General features: G+C 71.9%; 19 protein-coding genes. 1 reads left to right on the top strand and 18 read right to left on the bottom strand.

The genetic code is table 11. From position 1 onward, the window contains the following. Positions 1-77 precede the first annotated feature (77 nt). From AB0J10_RS18870 to AB0J10_RS18790, 17 genes are all read right to left on the bottom strand, one after another. Entirely contained in the window at positions 78-638 is a 561-nt protein-coding gene (locus AB0J10_RS18870; RefSeq protein ID WP_363063113.1) for a helix-turn-helix domain-containing protein, read from the bottom strand. A 122-nt stretch (positions 639-760) separates the two neighbouring features. Beyond that, complete coding sequence (gene whiG / locus AB0J10_RS18865) at positions 761-1,597, bottom strand: RNA polymerase sigma factor WhiG (RefSeq protein WP_269728155.1); 837 nt, start codon at positions 1,595-1,597, stop codon at positions 761-763. Between the two features lie 255 nt (positions 1,598-1,852). Further along, a complete protein-coding gene (gene dprA / locus AB0J10_RS18860) occupies positions 1,853-3,019 on the bottom strand; it encodes a DNA-processing protein DprA (RefSeq protein ID WP_363062908.1) in 1,167 nt (388 codons plus the stop codon). Between the two features lie 58 nt (positions 3,020-3,077). Continuing rightward, complete coding sequence (locus AB0J10_RS18855; RefSeq protein ID WP_363062906.1) at positions 3,078-4,703, bottom strand: YifB family Mg chelatase-like AAA ATPase; 1,626 nt, start codon at positions 4,701-4,703, stop codon at positions 3,078-3,080. Next, complete coding sequence (locus AB0J10_RS18850; protein WP_363062904.1) at positions 4,703-5,083, bottom strand: YraN family protein; 381 nt, start codon at positions 5,081-5,083, stop codon at positions 4,703-4,705. Before AB0J10_RS18850 ends, AB0J10_RS18855 begins: the two co-directional genes overlap by 1 nt. A gap of 108 nt (positions 5,084-5,191) precedes the next feature. Beyond that, a complete protein-coding gene (locus tag AB0J10_RS18845) occupies positions 5,192-5,500 on the bottom strand; it encodes a DUF2469 domain-containing protein (RefSeq protein WP_017947641.1) in 309 nt (102 codons plus the stop codon). 55 nt (positions 5,501-5,555) lie between these two features. Continuing rightward, positions 5,556-6,149, bottom strand: a complete 594-nt coding sequence (locus AB0J10_RS18840) for an NUDIX hydrolase (protein WP_363062902.1) — start codon at positions 6,147-6,149, stop codon at positions 5,556-5,558. Next, positions 6,142-6,891 carry a signal peptidase I gene (gene lepB, locus AB0J10_RS18835; protein WP_363062900.1) on the bottom strand — a complete coding sequence of 250 codons (750 nt, stop codon included), beginning with the start codon at positions 6,889-6,891 and terminating at the stop codon, positions 6,142-6,144. Before lepB (AB0J10_RS18835) ends, AB0J10_RS18840 begins: the two co-directional genes overlap by 8 nt. 51 nt (positions 6,892-6,942) lie before the next feature. Next, positions 6,943-7,827, bottom strand: coding sequence for a signal peptidase I (gene lepB, locus AB0J10_RS18830; RefSeq protein ID WP_363062898.1), 885 nt, complete (start codon positions 7,825-7,827; stop codon positions 6,943-6,945). After that, positions 7,754-8,860: a signal peptidase I gene (lepB, locus tag AB0J10_RS18825; protein WP_363062896.1), complete on the bottom strand. Its 1,107-nt coding sequence runs from the start codon at positions 8,858-8,860 to the stop codon at positions 7,754-7,756. Before lepB (AB0J10_RS18825) ends, lepB (AB0J10_RS18830) begins: the two co-directional genes overlap by 74 nt. After that, a complete protein-coding gene (gene lepB, locus AB0J10_RS18820; protein WP_363062894.1) occupies positions 8,853-9,620 on the bottom strand; it encodes a signal peptidase I in 768 nt (255 codons plus the stop codon). The genes lepB (AB0J10_RS18825) and lepB (AB0J10_RS18820) overlap by 8 nt, the downstream gene beginning before the upstream one ends. Before the next feature lie 72 nt (positions 9,621-9,692). Next, positions 9,693-10,043, bottom strand: coding sequence for a 50S ribosomal protein L19 (gene rplS / locus AB0J10_RS18815; protein ID WP_017947635.1), 351 nt, complete (start codon positions 10,041-10,043; stop codon positions 9,693-9,695). Between the two features lie 129 nt (positions 10,044-10,172). Next, positions 10,173-10,994, bottom strand: coding sequence for a tRNA (guanosine(37)-N1)-methyltransferase TrmD (trmD, locus tag AB0J10_RS18810; RefSeq protein ID WP_363062892.1), 822 nt, complete (start codon positions 10,992-10,994; stop codon positions 10,173-10,175). After that, the gene (rimM, locus tag AB0J10_RS18805) at positions 10,994-11,551 is read right to left on the bottom strand and encodes a ribosome maturation factor RimM (protein ID WP_363062890.1); all 558 of its coding nucleotides are present in this window, start codon (positions 11,549-11,551) and stop codon (positions 10,994-10,996) included. The genes trmD and rimM overlap by 1 nt, the downstream gene beginning before the upstream one ends. A 78-nt stretch (positions 11,552-11,629) precedes the next feature. Beyond that, positions 11,630-11,869, bottom strand: a complete 240-nt coding sequence (locus AB0J10_RS18800; protein ID WP_266383839.1) for an RNA-binding protein — start codon at positions 11,867-11,869, stop codon at positions 11,630-11,632. 2 nt (positions 11,870-11,871) lie between these two features. Then, on the bottom strand, positions 11,872-12,312 hold the full coding sequence (gene rpsP / locus AB0J10_RS18795) for a 30S ribosomal protein S16 (RefSeq protein ID WP_018891857.1): 441 nt from the start codon (positions 12,310-12,312) through the stop codon (positions 11,872-11,874). Positions 12,313-12,544: 232 nt separating this feature from the next. After that, complete coding sequence (locus AB0J10_RS18790) at positions 12,545-13,138, bottom strand: hypothetical protein (protein ID WP_363062887.1); 594 nt, start codon at positions 13,136-13,138, stop codon at positions 12,545-12,547. 794 nt (positions 13,139-13,932) lie between these two features. Here AB0J10_RS18790 and AB0J10_RS18785 point away from each other — a divergent pair. Next, complete coding sequence (locus tag AB0J10_RS18785) at positions 13,933-14,790, top strand: methyltransferase domain-containing protein (RefSeq protein ID WP_363062885.1); 858 nt, start codon at positions 13,933-13,935, stop codon at positions 14,788-14,790. Positions 14,791-14,956: 166 nt separating this feature from the next. Here the strand turns inward: AB0J10_RS18785 and ftsH are convergent, their stop codons facing one another. Then, on the bottom strand, positions 14,957-16,876 hold the full coding sequence (gene ftsH / locus AB0J10_RS18780) for an ATP-dependent zinc metalloprotease FtsH (protein WP_363062883.1): 1,920 nt from the start codon (positions 16,874-16,876) through the stop codon (positions 14,957-14,959). Positions 16,877-17,007: the final 131 nt, after the last annotated feature.

Genomic DNA, 17,007 nt, shown 5'->3' with positions numbered 1-17,007 from the left:
CCGATCCGACCAAGCACTCGAGCGGGCCGGACTCCGAGCGGGCCGGAGCCGTCCGCGCACGGGGTCCGGAGTGGGGCTCAGTCCCCCAGCACCCCTCGGAGCGCCATCGAGACCGCGGCCTCGGCGATGGAGGAGGGGTCCTCGGCGGCGCCCAGTTCGATACGGCGCACCGCCGCGTCCACGACCCCCTGGAGGAGCATGGCAGCGAGGCGGGGCTGCCGGTGTCCCAGGTCCCCCAGCGCCTCCACGATCATGGCGATCAGCCCACCGTGCGCGGCGCGGATCTTCTCCCTGGCGCCGTCGTCCAGTTCGCCGGCCGAGATCGCGACGACCGCACGGTGGCGCCGGTCGCCGACGAGTTCCAGCTGGCTCCGCACATACGCCTCGACCTTGCCCTCGGCGGTGTCCGAGCCCGCCATGGCGGCTTCGACCTCCGCCGCCCAGACCGGGAAGTCGACGGCGCACAGCTCTTCGACCACCGCGGCACGGGAGCGGAAGTACTCGTACACGGAGGACCTGGCCAGTCCCGTGCGCTCGGCGAGGGCGGGGAAGGTCAGCGCCTCCGTCCCGCCTTCGGACAGCAGGGAACGCGCGGCGTCCAGCAGGGCGGCACGCTGCATGGTCCGGTGCTCGGCCACGGAGGCCGCTCGAATCCTTGGCACGGGACCACTTTACGGCGGCGGCGGCGCGCACGGGCGGGGCAGTGACGGTTCGGCACAGCGCCGCCGCCCGCTCCCCGGGCCGCCCCGGCCCGTCGGCCTCACCGGGCGACGTCGGCCAACTTCGCCCTGAGCTGCAGTACGGACTTGGTGTGGATCTGGCTGACCCGGCTCTCGGTGACGCCCAGGACATTGCCGATCTCGGCCAGGGTCAGGCCCTCGTAGTAGTAGAGGGTGACGACGGTCTTCTCCCGGTCGGGAAGCGTGTTGATCGCTCGGGCGAGGAGACGCCGCAGCTCGCGGTCCTCGGCCACCTCCACCGGGTTGTCGGCGGCGGTGTCCTCCAGGGTGTCCATGAGGCTGAGCCGGTCGCCGCCCTCACCCCCGACGTGGAGCAGTTCCTCCAGTGCGACGACGTTCGCCAGGGACAACTGGCTGAAGACGGAGTGGAGGTCCTCGAGCGAGATGCCCATCTCCGCGGCGACCTCGCTCTCGGAGGGGGTGCGCCGCAGTTGTGCCTCCAGCGTGGCGTACGCCCGCTCGACGTTGCGGGCCTTCTGCCGCACCGAGCGAGGGATCCAGTCCAGCGCCCTCAGCTCGTCGATCATGGCGCCCCGGATGCGGGTGATCGCGTACGTCTCGAACTTGATGGAGCGCTCGATGTCGAACTTCTCAATCGCGTCGATGAGTCCGAAGACGCCGGAGGAGACGAAGTCCGCCTGCTCGACGTTGGAGGGCAGTCCGACGCTCACCCGGCCCGCGACGTACTTCACCAACGGCGAGTAGTGCAGGATCAGCTGCTCCCGCAACCGGTCGTCGCCGGTGGCCTTGTACGACCGCCACAGCTCTTCGAGCGACGAGGGCGCGGGCGGCCGCACGGAACCACGGGCAGCGGGGGGAACTGCCGCGTGGTCAGACCCGGAGGTGTGCTGGGGCATGCGTTGCCTTTGAGCCGTTCTGCTGTGGGGCGTGTCGGGACGGGTTGTCTGGGCCGGTGGCTGGGCGGTGAACCTGGTGAGCGTAGCGTGACTGGGGGATCGCGGTGCGCGAACGGCGGCGGATCGCGCCTCGGTGGGTGTGTACCGTCGGCCACATCTTCGAACGAGAGCCGGAGCAGCGGGCGCCGGCCCTCGCGGTCCCGCCGAAGTGCCGCCGGGGCCATCGGGCTCACCCTTTCACCCGAATGCCCCGGATCAAGCACCGCCTCGCCGTGCGTTCGAGCCCGTTGTTGCGGCTGCGGCCAACTGCCAGCGGTCGCCTCGGCGTTCGACGAAGCCCAGGGAGTGCAGCTCGTACAGTCTCGCGAGGGCGTCGTCGGGCGTGGTGCCGGCCCGCTCGGCGACCTTCCGGCCGTCGAGGGCGCCGTCGGCCGGAAGAGCCTCCAGGACCCGTGCGCAGTCGCGGCCGAGCAGATCCCGCGGAAGGACGGGACCGCGGCGGGCGGGGGCGAGTTCGCCGATGTCGCCGACCATTTCGACCACTTCGTCGGCGTCGGTGACCAGCACCGCGCCGGTGCGCAGCAGTTCGTGCACCCCCGCGGAGAGTCCGCTGGTCACCGGGCCGGGAACGCCCATGGTGATGCGGCCGAGGCGCTCCGCGGCCCGTGCCGTGGCGAGTGAACCGCTCCGGTACTCGGCCTCCACGACGACCGTGCCTCGGGACAGGGCCGCGATGACCCGGTTCCGCAGCACGAACCTGCTGCGGGTGGGATGGGCTCCGGGCGGCAACTCCGCTATCACCAGACCCTGTTCGACCACGCGGCGGAGCAACTCCGCATTGCCGCGGGGATAGACGGTGTCCACCCCGCAGGCCAGTACCGCGACCGTCGCGCCCGCCGCGGACAGTGCGCCTCGGTGGGCGGCGGCGTCGACCCCGTACGCGGCGCCGGAGACGACCACCCAGCCCCGCTCGGCGAGACCCGAGGCGAGGCTCCCCGAGACATGCACCCCGTAAGGGGTGCACGCTCTCGCACCCACCACGGCGACCGAGCGCAGGGCCCATATCCGCAGGTCGGGGAGGCCCCGGACCCAGAGCCCCACCGGCCGCGCGTCCTGGAGGTCGTCCAGTTGACCCGGCCACTCCGGATCCCCCGGACACAGGAACCGTCCGCCCAGTTCGGCCACCCGCTCGAGGTCGCGCTCCGGACATGCCGCCGCTGCCCGCATCCGGTAGCCCTCCATCCGCTGCCGCCCACCACCGGGGAGGTTCCCCGCGCCCGGGGTGGGCGCTGTGAGGCGGGCCATGAGTTCCACCGGGCCGAGCCGGCTCAGCCATCTCCCCGCGTGTTCGTCACCCGGTTCGACGACCCTCGTCAACGCGGCACGCGCCCTGCGTTCCTCCTCGCCCGCACCGGCGGTCACGATCCGACTCCCCTCGCCGCGCACGGGCGCCGGTCCGGCACGCGCCCACGCACGGGGCTCACCGCTCGGCCCCGAATCCCGTCGGGACGCCCCGTGCGACGCCCGTGCGCAGTTGGAGCGCCAGGTCCACATCGCGGGCGCCGGGCCGGTCGTGGCCCGCCAGATCGGCGATCGTCCAGGCGACCCTGAGCACACGGTCCATGCCCCGCGCGGTGAGCAGTCCCCGCTCCATGTCCCGCTCGGCCGCGGCGAGCGCGCCGGGAGCGGTGTGCCAGCGGGTGCGCAGCTCATGCCCGGGCACTTCGCTGTTCGCGTGCCACGGGGTGCCGTCCAGCCGGGCGGACGCCCTGTCCCGCGCCTCCCGGACCCGGGCCGCGACGTCCGCGGACGGCTCACCCCGGCCGCCCCCGCCGAGCAGGTCGGCCCGGCTGACGGGCTCCACCTCGACGCGCAGGTCGACCCGGTCGAGCAGCGGTCCCGAGAGCCGCGCCTGGTACCGCCGGATCAGCGAGGCCGGGCAGTCGCATCCCGAGCCGTGCAGGGTGTGGCGCCCGCACGGGCAGGGGTTGGCCGCCAGCACCATGAGGAACCGGGCGGGCAGCCGGACCACCCCGGCGCTCCGCGCGACGATCACATGGCCCGATTCGAGGGGCTGGCGGAGGGCGTCGAGCGCCTTGCCGGAGAACTCGGGGGCCTCGTCCAGGAACAGGACGCCCCGGTGCGCCAGGGACACGGCACCCGGTCTCGGCACGCCCTGACCACCGCCCACGAGGGACTGCATCGTCGCCGAGTGGTGCGGAGCGCAGTAGGGCGGTGTGCGCACCAGGGGCTCGCCGGGCGGCAGGATGCCCGCGACCGAATGCACGGCGGTCACCTCGAGGGACTCCTTGCGGGTGAGCGGCGGGAGCACGGACGCGAGCCGCTCCGCCAGCATCGTCTTCCCCGCGCCCGGAGGGCCCTGGAGCAGCAGGTGGTGCCCCCCGGCCGCGGCGACCTCGACGGCCGTGCGCGCACCGTGCTGACCGGCCACGTCCGCCAGGTCCGGAAGGGAGCACCCGCCCCGCCCCGGACCGGCGGCGAGCCCCGTGCCCACCGCTGCGCCGGGGACCGTGAGGCCGGCGAGCACGGGGTCGGGCCGGCCGTGGCCGTCGGGCTCCTCCTCCGGCACCGGCTCGTCGTTCAGCACCCCGATGAGCTGGCGCAGACTGCGCACCCCGAGGACCGAGACGCCCGGGACGAGCGAGGCCTCTCCCGCGGTCCGCTCGGGCACGACGACCTGCCGGTACCCCGCCTCCGCCGCGGCGAGCACCGCGGGCAGGACGCCCCGCACGGGCCGCACCCTGCCGTCGAGACCCAGCTCGCCGAGGAGCACGAGATCCGCGATGGCCCTGGGATCGATGCGCTCGGCGGCGCCGAGGACGGCGCAGGCGACGGCCAGGTCGAAACCGCTGCCGCTCTTGGGCACGGAGGCCGGGCTGAGCCCGACGGTGAGCTTCTTCTGCGGCCACTCGGCATCGGAGTTGACGACGGCGGCCCGGACCCGGTCCCGGCTCTCCACCAGGCTCTTGTCCGGGAGCCCCACCAGGGCGAAGGCCGCCACTCCCGGCTCCAGGTCCGCCTGGACCTCAACGACCACGCCCTCGACCCCCACCAGCGCCACCGAGCAGGTGCGTGCGAAACCCATCAGGCCACTCCCGCCACATGCTCGACCTGGGGCGCTCCCCGCCGGGGCAGCACGACCCCGACGATGTCGATCCGCACCCCGCCCGGGGGCGGTGACCCCCCGTGCCGCTCCAGCCAGCAGGCGGCCAGGTGTCTCAGCCGGTCCGCCTTGGCCGATGTGATCGCGGCCATCGGATGCTCGAAGGGCATCCGCCCGTCCGGGCCGCCCCTGCGGGTCTTCACCTCGCAGACGACCACCGTGTCGCCGTCCCGGGCGACGATGTCGATCTCCCCGGCCCGCCCGCACCGCCAGTTCCTGGCGAGTACGGCCATCCCGGCCGCAGCCAGCAGCCGCGCGGCCAGCTCCTCGCCGTACCGCCCCAGTGCGCTCTTCGCGTTCATCCCGGCACCACCTCCGGCACCGAACTCTGACGCCTGCGGTCCCGGCGGGTGGATCTTGGTGGAAAACCGGCCCGATGTGGAAAACCTCGACGCCCCTTCGGGTGGAGGTCAGCCCTGGGGAAGCTCCAGATCGCTCTTGTTCAGCTCCTCGATGTTCACGTCCTTGAACGTGAGCACCCGGACCTGCTTGACGAACCTGGCCGGCCGGTACATGTCCCACACCCAGGCATCCGCCATGGAGACCTCGAAGAAGACCTCACCTTGCACCGAGTGGACCTGCATCTCGTAATCATTGGTGAGGTAGAAGCGGCGCTCGGTCTCGATCACGTATTTGAACAGACCGACGACGTCGCGGTACTCCCGGTAGAGCTTCAGCTCCATCTCGGTCTCGTACTTCTCGAGGTCCTCGGCGCTCATGGCATGTTCCCCTTCAGCCGTGCGTCCCCCTATTGTGCGCCAGCCCCCCGCGTCCCTAGACGATTTCCCGGGCCAGGACCACAGGCGCACTCGGAGGCCCCTCGTCGAGCAGCGTACGCAGCAGCTCGGCGAGCCTGGTCGGATACACCGTCTCACGCGCCGCCGACAGTTCGGCGGAGGTCCACCACCTCAGCCCCGCGACACTGCGCTGCTCCAGCCGGGTCAGGCCGGTCAGGCTGGTCGCCGTCTGCCGGGTACGTGCCAGGTAGTACCACTCGTCCTGGTCCCAGCGCCGTCCGTCGAACGGGAAGGAGCACTCCCGCTGCCAGATCACCGGCCCCAGCTCGACGTCCGTGATTCCCGTCTCCTCGGCCAGCTCGCGCAGCGCGGCCTCCTCGCGGGACTCCGTCCCCTCGACCCCGCCGCCCGGTGTGAACCACCAGTCGTCGTCCGGATCGTCCGGTTCGAAGCCGTGGAGCAGCAGGACGCGGTCGTCGGGATCGAGCAGGATCACCCGGGAGACCCGGCGCAGGGTGCGCCCGGCCGCACCGGCGGTCGCCCCTGACGTCCTCCCGTCCGCGACCGCCCCCGGCGCCGGACCGCCCGCAGGCGTCCCCCGGCCCGTTCCGGCCGACGGCCCCTCAGACATCCGCGGTCGCCCCGCTCCGCCCGGCGGGCCGCTTCCGCCGACCCGCGAGTTTCGCGAGCGGTCCGTAGGCGGCCCCGCCCAGGATCAGCACGGCGCCGAGCGCCACCGACCCGAGGACCGGCCGGACCGGCCCCGGCTCGGAGATCCCGCCGGGCAGGGCGGCGAAGCTCCGCGGCCGTTCCAGGACCTCGCCGAGCGGCCAGGCGACGGCGTCGAGCCGGGCGCTCACCGCCCCGATCGGCACGGTGCCCTGGCCGGCCTCCTGGAGGTGCGAACGGGAGTCCACGGAGGTCCTGCGCTCGTCACCGAGGAGGAAGAGTTTCCCCTCCGGCACGGACACGGTGAAGCCCAGCGGTGACGCGGGCTCATCACCGCGCAGATACGGTTCCTCGACGGCCTTGCCGTTGACGGTCATCCGGCCGTCGGATTCGCAGCACGCGACCTTGTCGCCGCCGACCCCGACCACACGCTTCACCATCGGGGCATCGGCCCACAGCTCGTCGGTGAAGACGACGACGTCGCCGCGCCGGACCTCCGAGCCGTCGATGCGCTGCGCCAGCACCCGGTCCCCCGGCTCCACGGTCGGTGACATCGAGTCCGTGGGAACCGTGTACGGCTGGTAGAGCAGCGCCCCCCAGACGAATCCGCCGAGGAAGAGCACACAACCGACGGCCACGGCGAGCCCCGACAGCACACTGCCGAGGCGGCCGTGGCCGCTGCCCGTACGTCCTGTTCCGCCCATCGCAGCGCTCCCTGCCTCCCAGGACCGACGATCGCTGATCCGAGCGGCACCCTACCCGTCGGTTCGCCCGCGGGTCAGCCTCCTCCGGCGGACGAGCACGATCGGCAACGCGCCGGCCACCGCGAGTGCGCCCGGCGCGACGGTTCCGCCGATCACCGCCGCCGAGTTCAGCCCGGGCTGGTCGAAGGTGTCCGGAACGGGCAGCGTGGACCAGCGGTTGAACGGCCAAGCGACCACGACGGCCCTCCCGACGACGTCCTCGTTGCTGACCGTGCCGTTGTACGGCAGCTCCTGGTGGTAACGCGAGTCCAGGGAGTTGTCGCGGTTGTCGCCCATCACCCAGATCCGGCCCTCGGGCACGCGGATCGGACCGAACGGCTTGTCGTCGCAGGGAGTGCTGCCGGGTCGGATGTACGACGTCTCGTCCAGGGCCTTGCCGTTGACCATGACCTTGCCTCCCTTCTTGCAGGAGACGGTGTCACCGCCGACCGCGATGACGCGCTTGATCAGGTCCTTCTCCTCCGACGAGGGCATCAGGCCGATGAAGCTCAGGAACTGCTGCACCACGTTGGGCTCGGGAGCCTGGGTGTCGTCCAACCAGCCGCCCGGGTCGTGGAAGACGACGACCTCGCCACGCTCCGGTTCGGAACCGAACCAGGGCGTCAGCTTGTCGACCAGCACCCGGTCGCCCCGCTGCAGCGTGTTCATCATCGAGTCCGACGGGATCGAGAATGCCTGCACCAGGAACGTCTTGATCAGCAGCGCCAGGACCAGCGCGATGCCGACGAGGAGCGGCAGCTCCTTCCAGAAGGACCGCTGCTTCCTCGCCCCGGTACCGGACGAGCCGTCGCCGTCCGCCGGGTCACCGTCTCCCGAACCGCCGCCGCCCTGCGGGGGAAGGCCGCCGGAGCCGCTGGAACCGGGGGAAGGCTTCACGTACCGCTCGGGCCGATCCTCGGGCTCCTCGTGTCCGGATCGTGCGCCCACGGCCAAATCCCCCACATCCACTCCTCACTCCGTGCGACCGCCCGCGCCGGAGACGGCGCAGGCCCACTACTCCCATAACGAGCGGGAGTTCCGCAGGGCTCGGGAGCAGGACCAGTCCTTTGTGATCCTGGGAGGACACACTATGCGACGCTCCGTGTGCGGTCGCCGTCCCGGCGCGCGCATCGGGGACCGAGGCGTACGTTCCCCTCTCCTCCAGTTTGCGCCAGTGGTCGAGCGGCCAGGCGATGACCACGGCGCGCCCGACGACCTCGTCCTCCGAGACGGTGCCGCTGTACTCCTCGTCGAGGTGGAACCGGGAGTCGGCCGAGTTCGACCGGTGGTCGCCCATCACGAAGAGCCGGCCCTCGGGTACCTGCACGTCGAACGGCAGCTTCGAGGGGGCGTTGCCGGGGCGCAGATACGGCTCGTTCAGCGGGACACCGTTGACCGTGACCCTGCCCTTCTGGTCGCAGCACTTGACCGAGTCACCGCCGACGGCGACGACCCGCTTGATCAGGTCCTGCTCGTCGTCGCTCGGCAGCAGGCCGATGAAGGCCAGCACGTCCTTGACCTGCTTGACGCCGACCGGGTCGTCCCTGCGCGGCGTCTGCTCGTCCTGGAGCCAGCCGCCGGGGTCCTGGAAGACGACGACATCGCCGCGCTCGGGCTTGGAGCCGAACCAGGGCGTCAGCTTGTCGACCAGCACCCGGTCGTCGATCCGGATCGTCTGCTCCATCGAACCCGAGGGGATGACGAACGCCTGCACCAGGAAGGTCTTGAGGACGAGGGCGATCATCAGCGCCACCGTGATGAGAAGGGGGATCTCCTTGACGGCGGAGCGCCGGCGCCGTCTCTTCACCTTCTTGGCGAGCCTGCGCCGCTCCGCACGCCCGGGCAGCGTACGGCCGCCGTCGGTGGGCCGGGTGCCGGTGGGCAGCCGGGTGTCGGCCCGGTGGCTCGCGCGCCGCCCGCGGCTACCCATGGGCACCGTCCGGCGCGGTCACGCGGTCGAAGGCGGTCGTCGAGGGCAGCGTGGACCAGCGGCCGAGCGGCCAACCGATCCAGTCCGCGCGCCCGACCACCCGGTCGACAGGGACCGTTCCCCCGCCGGGCTCGCCCAGGTGGTCGCGGGAGTCACGCGACTTGCTGCGGTGGTCGCCCATGACCCACAGGGTGCCCTGCGGCACGACGATGTCGAAGGGCACATGGGACGGTGCGTCACCGGCGTACAGATAGCCCTCGTCGACCGGTACGCCGTTCACCTGGAGTCTTCCCTTCCTGTCGCAGCAGACCACGCGGTCGCCGCCCACGCCCACCACACGTTTGACGAAATCGGTGTCGGACGGTTCCGCGAGCCCGAGGGAGGCGAGTCCCTCCCGCGCCGCCGCGCTGACCGGGTTCTCCTCCACGCCCTCCGGCACGAAGGACCCGGTGCCGTCGAACACGATCACGTCGCCGCGCCGCGGCTCGGACCCGAACCGGTACGCGAGCTTGTTCACCAGCACGCGGTCGCCGACCTCGAGGGCCGGCTGCATGGAGGTGCTCGGGATCAGGAACGGCTGCACCACGAAATGGCTGAGGAGCAGCAGGAACACGGCGCAGACGCCGCCCAGCACACCGGCTCGCCGCCAGGGCAGCCGCCGGGAAACGCGCGCGGAGCGCGACCGCTCTCCGGTGCCGGACCCATCGGTCTCGGGGGCGGAGGAGCGGTCGCGCTCCGTGTGCAGTGCTTCGGTGTCCATCGGGGCCAGATGCTATCCGGCCGCCGTAAGAACCGTATGAGGCCTCAGCAGGGCACGGGTGTGAGCCGTGGCTCAGTTCTCGCGCTTCTCCTTGATCTTCGCGGCCTTGCCGCGCAGCTCGCGCAGGTAGTAGAGCTTGGCGCGGCGGACGTCACCGCGGGTGACGAGCTCGATCTTCTCGAAGATCGGGCTGTGCACCGGGAAGGTGCGCTCGACGCCGACGGAGAAGGAGACCTTGCGGACCGTGAAGGTCTCGCTGACGCCCGAACCCTGGCGGCGGATGACGACACCCTTGAACTGCTGGATACGGGAGCGGTTGCCCTCGATGACGCGAACGTGGACGTTCACGGTGTCGCCGGGACGGAAGGCGGGGAGGTCGGTCCGCAGCGAGGCGGCGTTGACGGCGTCGAGCACGTGCGACATGTTGTCTGCTTTCTTCGCCGATGCCACAGGTCATCGGCGGTATCCGGAGTGATGTTCGAGGAGCCGCGGCGTCGGGGCGGGCGTCGTGTCCCCCTGTGGCAGGGGCGCACGCCGGACGTACGGCAGCGGCTATTCTTCCACGGCCTCCGGCCTGCGCCAAAATCGCCCGTCGGGTGACGGCGCCCAGCCCAGGATGGAGAGGATCTCCCGGTCCTTCTTGTCGAACGCGGAAGGGTCGCAGCGCTCGATCAGGTCCGGCCGGTGCAGGGCGGTCCGGCGGAAGGCCTCGTCCCGTCGCCATCGGGCGATCCGGCCGTGGTGGCCGCTGAGCAGCACGTCCGGGACACCGCGGCCGCGCCAGAGCGGCGGCTTGGTGTAGACGGGCCCCTCCACGAGGTCGGCCATGGCGCCGGGTGCGAAGGAGTCGTCGCGGTGCGACTCCGCGTTGCCGAGGACCCCGGGCAGCAGCCGTGCGACTGCCTCCGTCATGACGAGGACTGCGGCCTCGCCGCCTGCCAGCACGTAGTCGCCGATGGAGACCTCGTGGACGGGTATGCGGGTCGCGTACTCGTCGACGACGCGGCGGTCGATGCCCTCGTACCGGGCCGGAGTGAAGATCAGCCACGGCCGCTCGGAGAGCTCCACCGCGAGCTCCTGGGTGAACGGCCGGCCGCTGGGGGTCGGTACGACCAGCGCGGGTTCGTGGGCGCCTGCCTCGTAGCCGGAGGCGAGGACCTCGTCCAGCGCGTCCCCCCAGGGCTCGGTCTTCATGACCATGCCCGGTCCGCCGCCGTAGGGGGTGTCGTCGACGGTGCTGTGCCGGTCGTACGTCCAGTCCCGAAGGTCGTGGACGTGGACGCCGAGCTGACCGCGTGCCCGGGCCTTGCCGACGAGCGAGACGTTCAGCGGCTCCAGGTACTCGGGGAAGATCGTGACGACGTCGAGCCGCATCAGTTCCCGTCCTCGGTGTCCGCGTCCCGCTGCGAGGCGATCTCCGCGCGTTCGTCGACGAGTCCGGGGGGTGGGTCGATGACGGCCCGCTGTCCTGCGAGGTCGATCTCGGTGACGATCTCCTCGACGAACGGGATCATGACCTCGCTGCCGTCCGGACGCTCGACGATGAAGAGGTCCTGCGACGGCAGATGGGAGATCTCCGTGATCCGCCCGATCTCCGTGCCGTCCGCGAGTACCACGTCCAGGTCCATGAGCTGGTGGTCGTAGTACTCGTCGGGCTCTTCCGGCCGCTCCTCCGGATCGACGTCGGCGATCAGCAGGGTGTTGCGCAGGGCCTCGGCGCCGTTGCGGTCCCGGACGCCCTCGAAGCGCAGCAGCAGCCGTCCGCTGTGCACCCGGCCCGTCTCGATGGTCAACGGGCCCGTGGAGGCCGGATCGGTGGCCAGTACGGCTCCGGGGGCGAGCCGCAGTTCCGGCTCGTCGGTACGTACTTCGACGGTGACCTCGCCCTTGATGCCGTGGGCGCGGCCGATCCGTGCGACTACCAACTGCACGCTCAAAGCTCCTGTCGTACGACGACGGGCCGGGGCGGGCCGGTAGGCCCTCCCCGGCCCGCGCCGGTGATCAACTGCTCAGCGGACCTGGTCCACGTCGACGAGGTCGACACGGATACCACGGCCGCCGATGGCGCCCACGACGGTGCGCAGGGCGCGCGCGGTGCGGCCGTTGCGGCCGATCACCTTACCGAGATCGTCGGGGTGCACCCGGACCTCGAGCACCTGGCCGCGACGCAGATTGCGTGAGGCGACCTGCACGTCCTCGGGGTTGTCGACGATGCCCTTCACGAGGTGCTCGAGAGCCTCCTCGAGCATGCTCAGGCCTCGGTGGACTCGGCGGGAGCCTCAGCCTCGTCCGCCTTCTTCTCGGTCTTCTTCGACTTCTGGGTGATGGCCTCACCCTTGCCCTCTTCACCCTCGAGAGCCTTGGCGAACTCGTCGAAGGAGCGGCGCTTCTCCTCCTTCGTGGCCGGGGCGAGGAGCGGCTTCTCCGGGGCGGGCAGGCCCTTGTGCTTCTGCCAGTCGCCGGTGAGCTTCAGGATCGCGAGGACCGGCTCGGTCGGCTGGGCGCCGACGGACAGCCAGTACTGGGCACGCTCCGAGTCGACCTCGATGCGCGACGGGTTGTACGTCGGGTGGTACAGACCGATCTCCTCGATGGCCCGGCCGTCACGGCGGGTACGGGAGTCGGCGACGACGATGCGGTAGTGAGGCGAACGGATCTTGCCCAGACGCTTCAGCTTGATCTTGACTGCCACGGGAGTGGGATCTCCTGGTATTGACGTGGTTGGGCACAACGAGATGCCGCGTGGGGTTGCGGTACCCGATGGCCCGATGGACGCGTCAGCCGGAGGAGAGAGGGGTCCTGTGCGACTGTCGAGTACAGCTAGACATTGTGCCACACGGATCCCGGCCGGCTGACCCGAGGCTGTGGGACCCCGGGCCGGGCCGACCGGTCACCCCCGGGTGCGGTCGTGTGAGGTGCCCCGCTCAGCTCGCCGCCGCCACCGGTTCGGGGATGCGGAACGGCTTGCCGCAGCCGCCGCAGACGATCGGCGCCTGCGCGAGGACCGAGGGGACCACGCGGACGTTTCTCCCGCAGTCGCAGACCGCCTTGACCCGGACGCCGCCCCCGGACGAGCCGTGGCGGGCCGCCGGGCCGCGGAAGGTCCGCTTGGTGTCGGATGCCGTGGCGACCGTGTGCGCGGCGAGGGCGCGCTGCAGTCTCTCGATGGTGGACCGGTACCGCCGCTTGGCATCGGGGGTCAGGACGACCAGCGAGAAGCCGCTGCTGGGGTGCGGCTCCTCCGGGTGGTCCAGGCCCATCTCCTCGGCGATCGCCAGGAAGCGGCGGTTGTGGTAGCGGCCGGCGCGCGAGGTGTCGCGGACGCCCCGGGCGGCGGCAATGCCGTGGACTGCCTCGTGGAGCAGTCGCTCGAAGGAGAGTTCGTGCCCGCAGGCCGACGACGACTCTCCGATCAGTGACTCTGGCGCGGCAAGATCGGGCAGCTCGGGGTGGTGCCGCTGAATGTCGGCCCACGCCTGTGCCAGCTCTGCGGCGAGAACAGGTGGTGTCGTGCTCACGTCGTGACAACGAGCCGGACGCCCCGCGGGTTCCATTCCGGGGCATCCCAAATAATTTGCACGTACCCGTCAGTTGCCGTTGATGCGTCCTGACGAGGGCGGGTGCGCTGATCTGCGGAGAAGCCTCGCAGCTCACAACAAGCTGGTACGTACTCACGCGTCCATGCGGCGATGCCGACACCGGGCGAGCCGATGTGCGGCGCGGGGCCGCGCGCCGGGACCGTGCGCCGGAGCGCCCGGGGATGCGGCACCACCCGGGATCGCCGGGCGGGTCCGTACACGGTCCGCGGCATTCCCGGCGGCTCGGACAGCCGGCCCCTGCGGTGGGCCGTGCGGCCCGGTCGGCGCCCGCGACGATCGCGAGCGTACCGGGAACGCCTTCGGACCCGGGCGCCGACCCGTCCACGGCCGGCCGGCACCGCACCGCCACCGGCCGGTCCGCGGATCGGCCCGCGGCCGTGGGACGGATCGCCGTCTGCCCTGCTGGTGCACGGGCCGCCGTCCGCGACCTCGGCAGCGTCGATCGGTCCTGTCACCGGCGGGGAAGCCCTCCGCCCGCGGTGGAGCGACGGGCGGTGGTCCTGCCTGGCGGGAATCCCGGGGGGGCTGCACTCTGGATGCGGAACGGTCCGGGCGCGGGGGCGCACGACCGGGGCGTCCAAGACATTGCGGTGCGACCTCTGGACGTACCGAGCGAAGCGCAGTTCCCTGGCATACGGGGGGCGCGAGCGATACGACACGGGGGCTGTCCAGCAGGGCAAGGCTGACCTCTTGGCGGATTGGGGCGCTTTTCGATGACACCTACGCTCGTCCCGCACCACCCTCGTACGTCCTCAGTGCTCCCGGCGGACGCCGGGATGCGCGCCCGTGACTGGGCCGAGATCCAGGAACGGATGCTGGTGCCGCTCTACGAGGCGGTGTACGAGCACCTGGAGGTCGGGGCCGGCACCCGCGTACTGGGCCTCGGCTGCGGCTCTGGCCTGGCCCTGCTGATGGCCGCGACGCGCGGCGCGAGTGTGACCGGAGTCGACACGGACCGGGCGAGGATGGCGCTGGCGCGCGAGCGGCTCGCTCCCGAGCCCGAGCCAGGCGGCTCCGGAGACGCACCGTCGGGGCGGCTGGTCGAGGGCGGGCCGGAGGAGGCCGCCGATCCCCGGCGCCCCCGGTTCAGCATGATCACGGTTTTTCAGCCGATCGGGTGTACGGCCGGCGACTCCGACGGATTGGTCCCGGCATTGGAAGCAGTGGTTCCGCTGGCTGAGCGCGGCAGCCCCGTGGTGCTGGCGGGCTGGGGCCCGCCCGAGCGGTGCGCCACCTCGGCGGTGCTGCGGGTGGCGAGCAGGCTCACCGAGCGGCTGCGTGCGGACGGCGGCTGGCGTCAGACCCTCCGGGACGACCTGGAGGACGTGGCGACCAGGGCGGGGATGCGCCCGGACGGCTCGGGAAGGGTGTCGTGCCCCTTCGGCTACGCCGACCTGGACAGCGCCGTGCGCGGCCTGATGTCGACCGGCCTGTTCGACGCGGCGGTACGGGCGACGGACCCGGCGCAGGTGGAGAAGGAGGTCAAGGAGGCGCTCCATCCGCATGTGCGGGCCGACGGGACGGTGTGGATGCCGAACGTCTTCCGGTACCTGATAGCGCGTACGCCGTGAGGTGAGATACCGGCGCCGCAGGGCCCCCGCGAGGCGCCGGGCCGTTCGCCCTGCGTGCACGTGGTCCCCCTGCCGCACCCGCACCGCGGTTCCGCGAGGACGGCTCGGGCCCGGGCCCCCGGAACCCCCGGCGGGCCCCGGGCGCTTCCGTCCGCGCGACGGCGGCTCAGTGGCCGTTCGTGTCCTTCTTGAGCCGGGGGATGCCGGCGGCCCGGTACGCCTCCTCCTCGTCCAGCGTCTCGCTGGCGAGCAGTGCCTCGGCCAGCGCGTCCAACCGGTCGCGGTTCTCGCGGAGCTGCCGGCAGGCGCTCTCGTAGCATTCCTCGGCGATCCGGCGCATCTCGTGGTCGACCGCGTCCAGCGTCGCCGGGGCGGCGGTGAGCCCGTACGGCTCCTGCCCGTCCCCCGACACGGCGGTGAACCGACCGACGCGCTCGCTCATGCCCCAGCGTCCGACCATGCCCCTGACCAGCCGGGTGACCTGCTCCAGATCGTTCTCCGATCCGGTGGTGATGATCCCGAAGACGACGTGCTCCGCCGCCATGCCGCCGAGCGCCCCGATGATCCTTCCGCGCAGGTACTCCTCGGTGTACGCGTACTTGTCGGCGTCCGGGGTGGAGAGCGTGACGCCCAGCGCCCGGCCGCGCGGAACGATCGTGACCTTGCGGACGGGGTCGGCGCCCGGCTGGAGCATGCCGAGCAGGGCATGGCCGCTCTCGTGGTACGCCGTCCTGCGGCGCTCGCCCTCGGGCATCACGAGCGCGCGCTCCGCGCCGAGCTGGACCTTCTCCAGCGCGTCGGAGAGATCGCGCTGGGTCACCTGGCCCTGCCGCCGTTTGACCGCGAGCAGCGCGGCCTCGTTGGCGAGGTTGGCCAGTTCGGCACCGGTCATGCCCGGTGTCGTACGGGCCACCTGGACCAGGTCGACGCTCGGTGCCAGCGGGATGTCCCGGGTGTGAATCCTGAGGATCGCCTCCCGGCCCGCCCGGTCGGGCGGGCTGACGTGCACGATCCGGTCGAAGCGGCCGGGGCGGGTGAGGGCCGGGTCGAGGACGTCGGCGCGGTTGGTGGCGGCGATGACGACGACGCCCTCCGAGCCGGTGAAGCCGTCCATCTCGGTCAGGATCTGGTTGAGGGTCTGCTCGCGCTCGTCGTGGCCGCCGATGCTGGCGCCGCCGCCGCGCACCCGCCCGATGGTGTCGATCTCGTCGATGAAGACGATGGCCGGGGCGACCTTGCGGGCCTCGGCGAAGAGCTCGCGGACGCGGGAGGCCCCGACGCCCACGATCATCTCGATGAACTCCGAAGCGGAGGCCGAGAAGAACGGCACCCCGGCCTCGCCCGCCACGGCCCGGGCGAGCAGCGTCTTGCCGGTGCCGGGCGGACCGGCGAGCAGGACCCCGCCGGGCATCCGTGCGCCCATGGCCCGGTAGACCTGGGGGTTCTTGAGGAAGTCGACGACGTCGTCGAGCTCGCCCTGGACCTCGTCGATCCCCGCCACGTCGGCGAAGGTGGTGCGTCTGTGGGGTTCCAGTTCCACGGGACGGGGCGGCGCCTTGCGGCCCAGGGGGCCGCCGAGGCGTGGCCCCAGGCGTCTCGCGAGGGCCACCCAGAGCAGCACGAGGATCACGATCGGCGCGAGCGAGAGCAGCAGATTGGTCAGCAGGCTGCGCTGGACGACGACCGGTTCGGCCGTCACGGTCACGCCCTTCTGGCTCAGCTGCTGCCAGAGGTCGTCCTCCGCGAACTCGGGCCGCTGGGTCCGGAAGGTGGTGTAGTCGCCCCCGCCGCCGGGGATCGGCTGCCCGGTCCTCAGCTCGCCCTCGATGGTGTCGCCCTTGGCGTAGATCTTGGTGACGTTACCGGCCTCGACCTGCCTGCTGAACTCCGTGTACGAGATCGTCGGCTCGTCGCCCTTGGTGAAGTACGACAGGATCCCGTAGGCGACGAGGAAGAGGACCACGGCGGTCGCGACGAGCCCGAGCCAGCCACCGGGCGGCTTCTTGCGCGGCGGCGTGGGTGGCGGTGCCCCCTCCGACCGCCAGGGCTGGTCGGTGCGATCGCGCGGGGGTACGGAATTGGCCACGGCCTGCCCTCCGGTCCCTCGGCTGCTCCAGATCTCTGCCCATGACCGCACACAACGGGCCGCGCTGCCACCCGGGGCGGAGCCGGGGCGGCCTGGGCGGCCCGGCCCCCGAGGGGCCCGGCACGGGCGAG

The sequence above is a fragment of the Streptomyces sp. NPDC049887 genome (assembly GCF_040656535.1).
Lineage (GTDB): Bacteria > Actinomycetota > Actinomycetes > Streptomycetales > Streptomycetaceae > Streptomyces.
The sequence above is the reverse complement of the archived record's forward strand: the minus strand, read 5'-3'. Positions and strand labels throughout refer to the sequence as shown.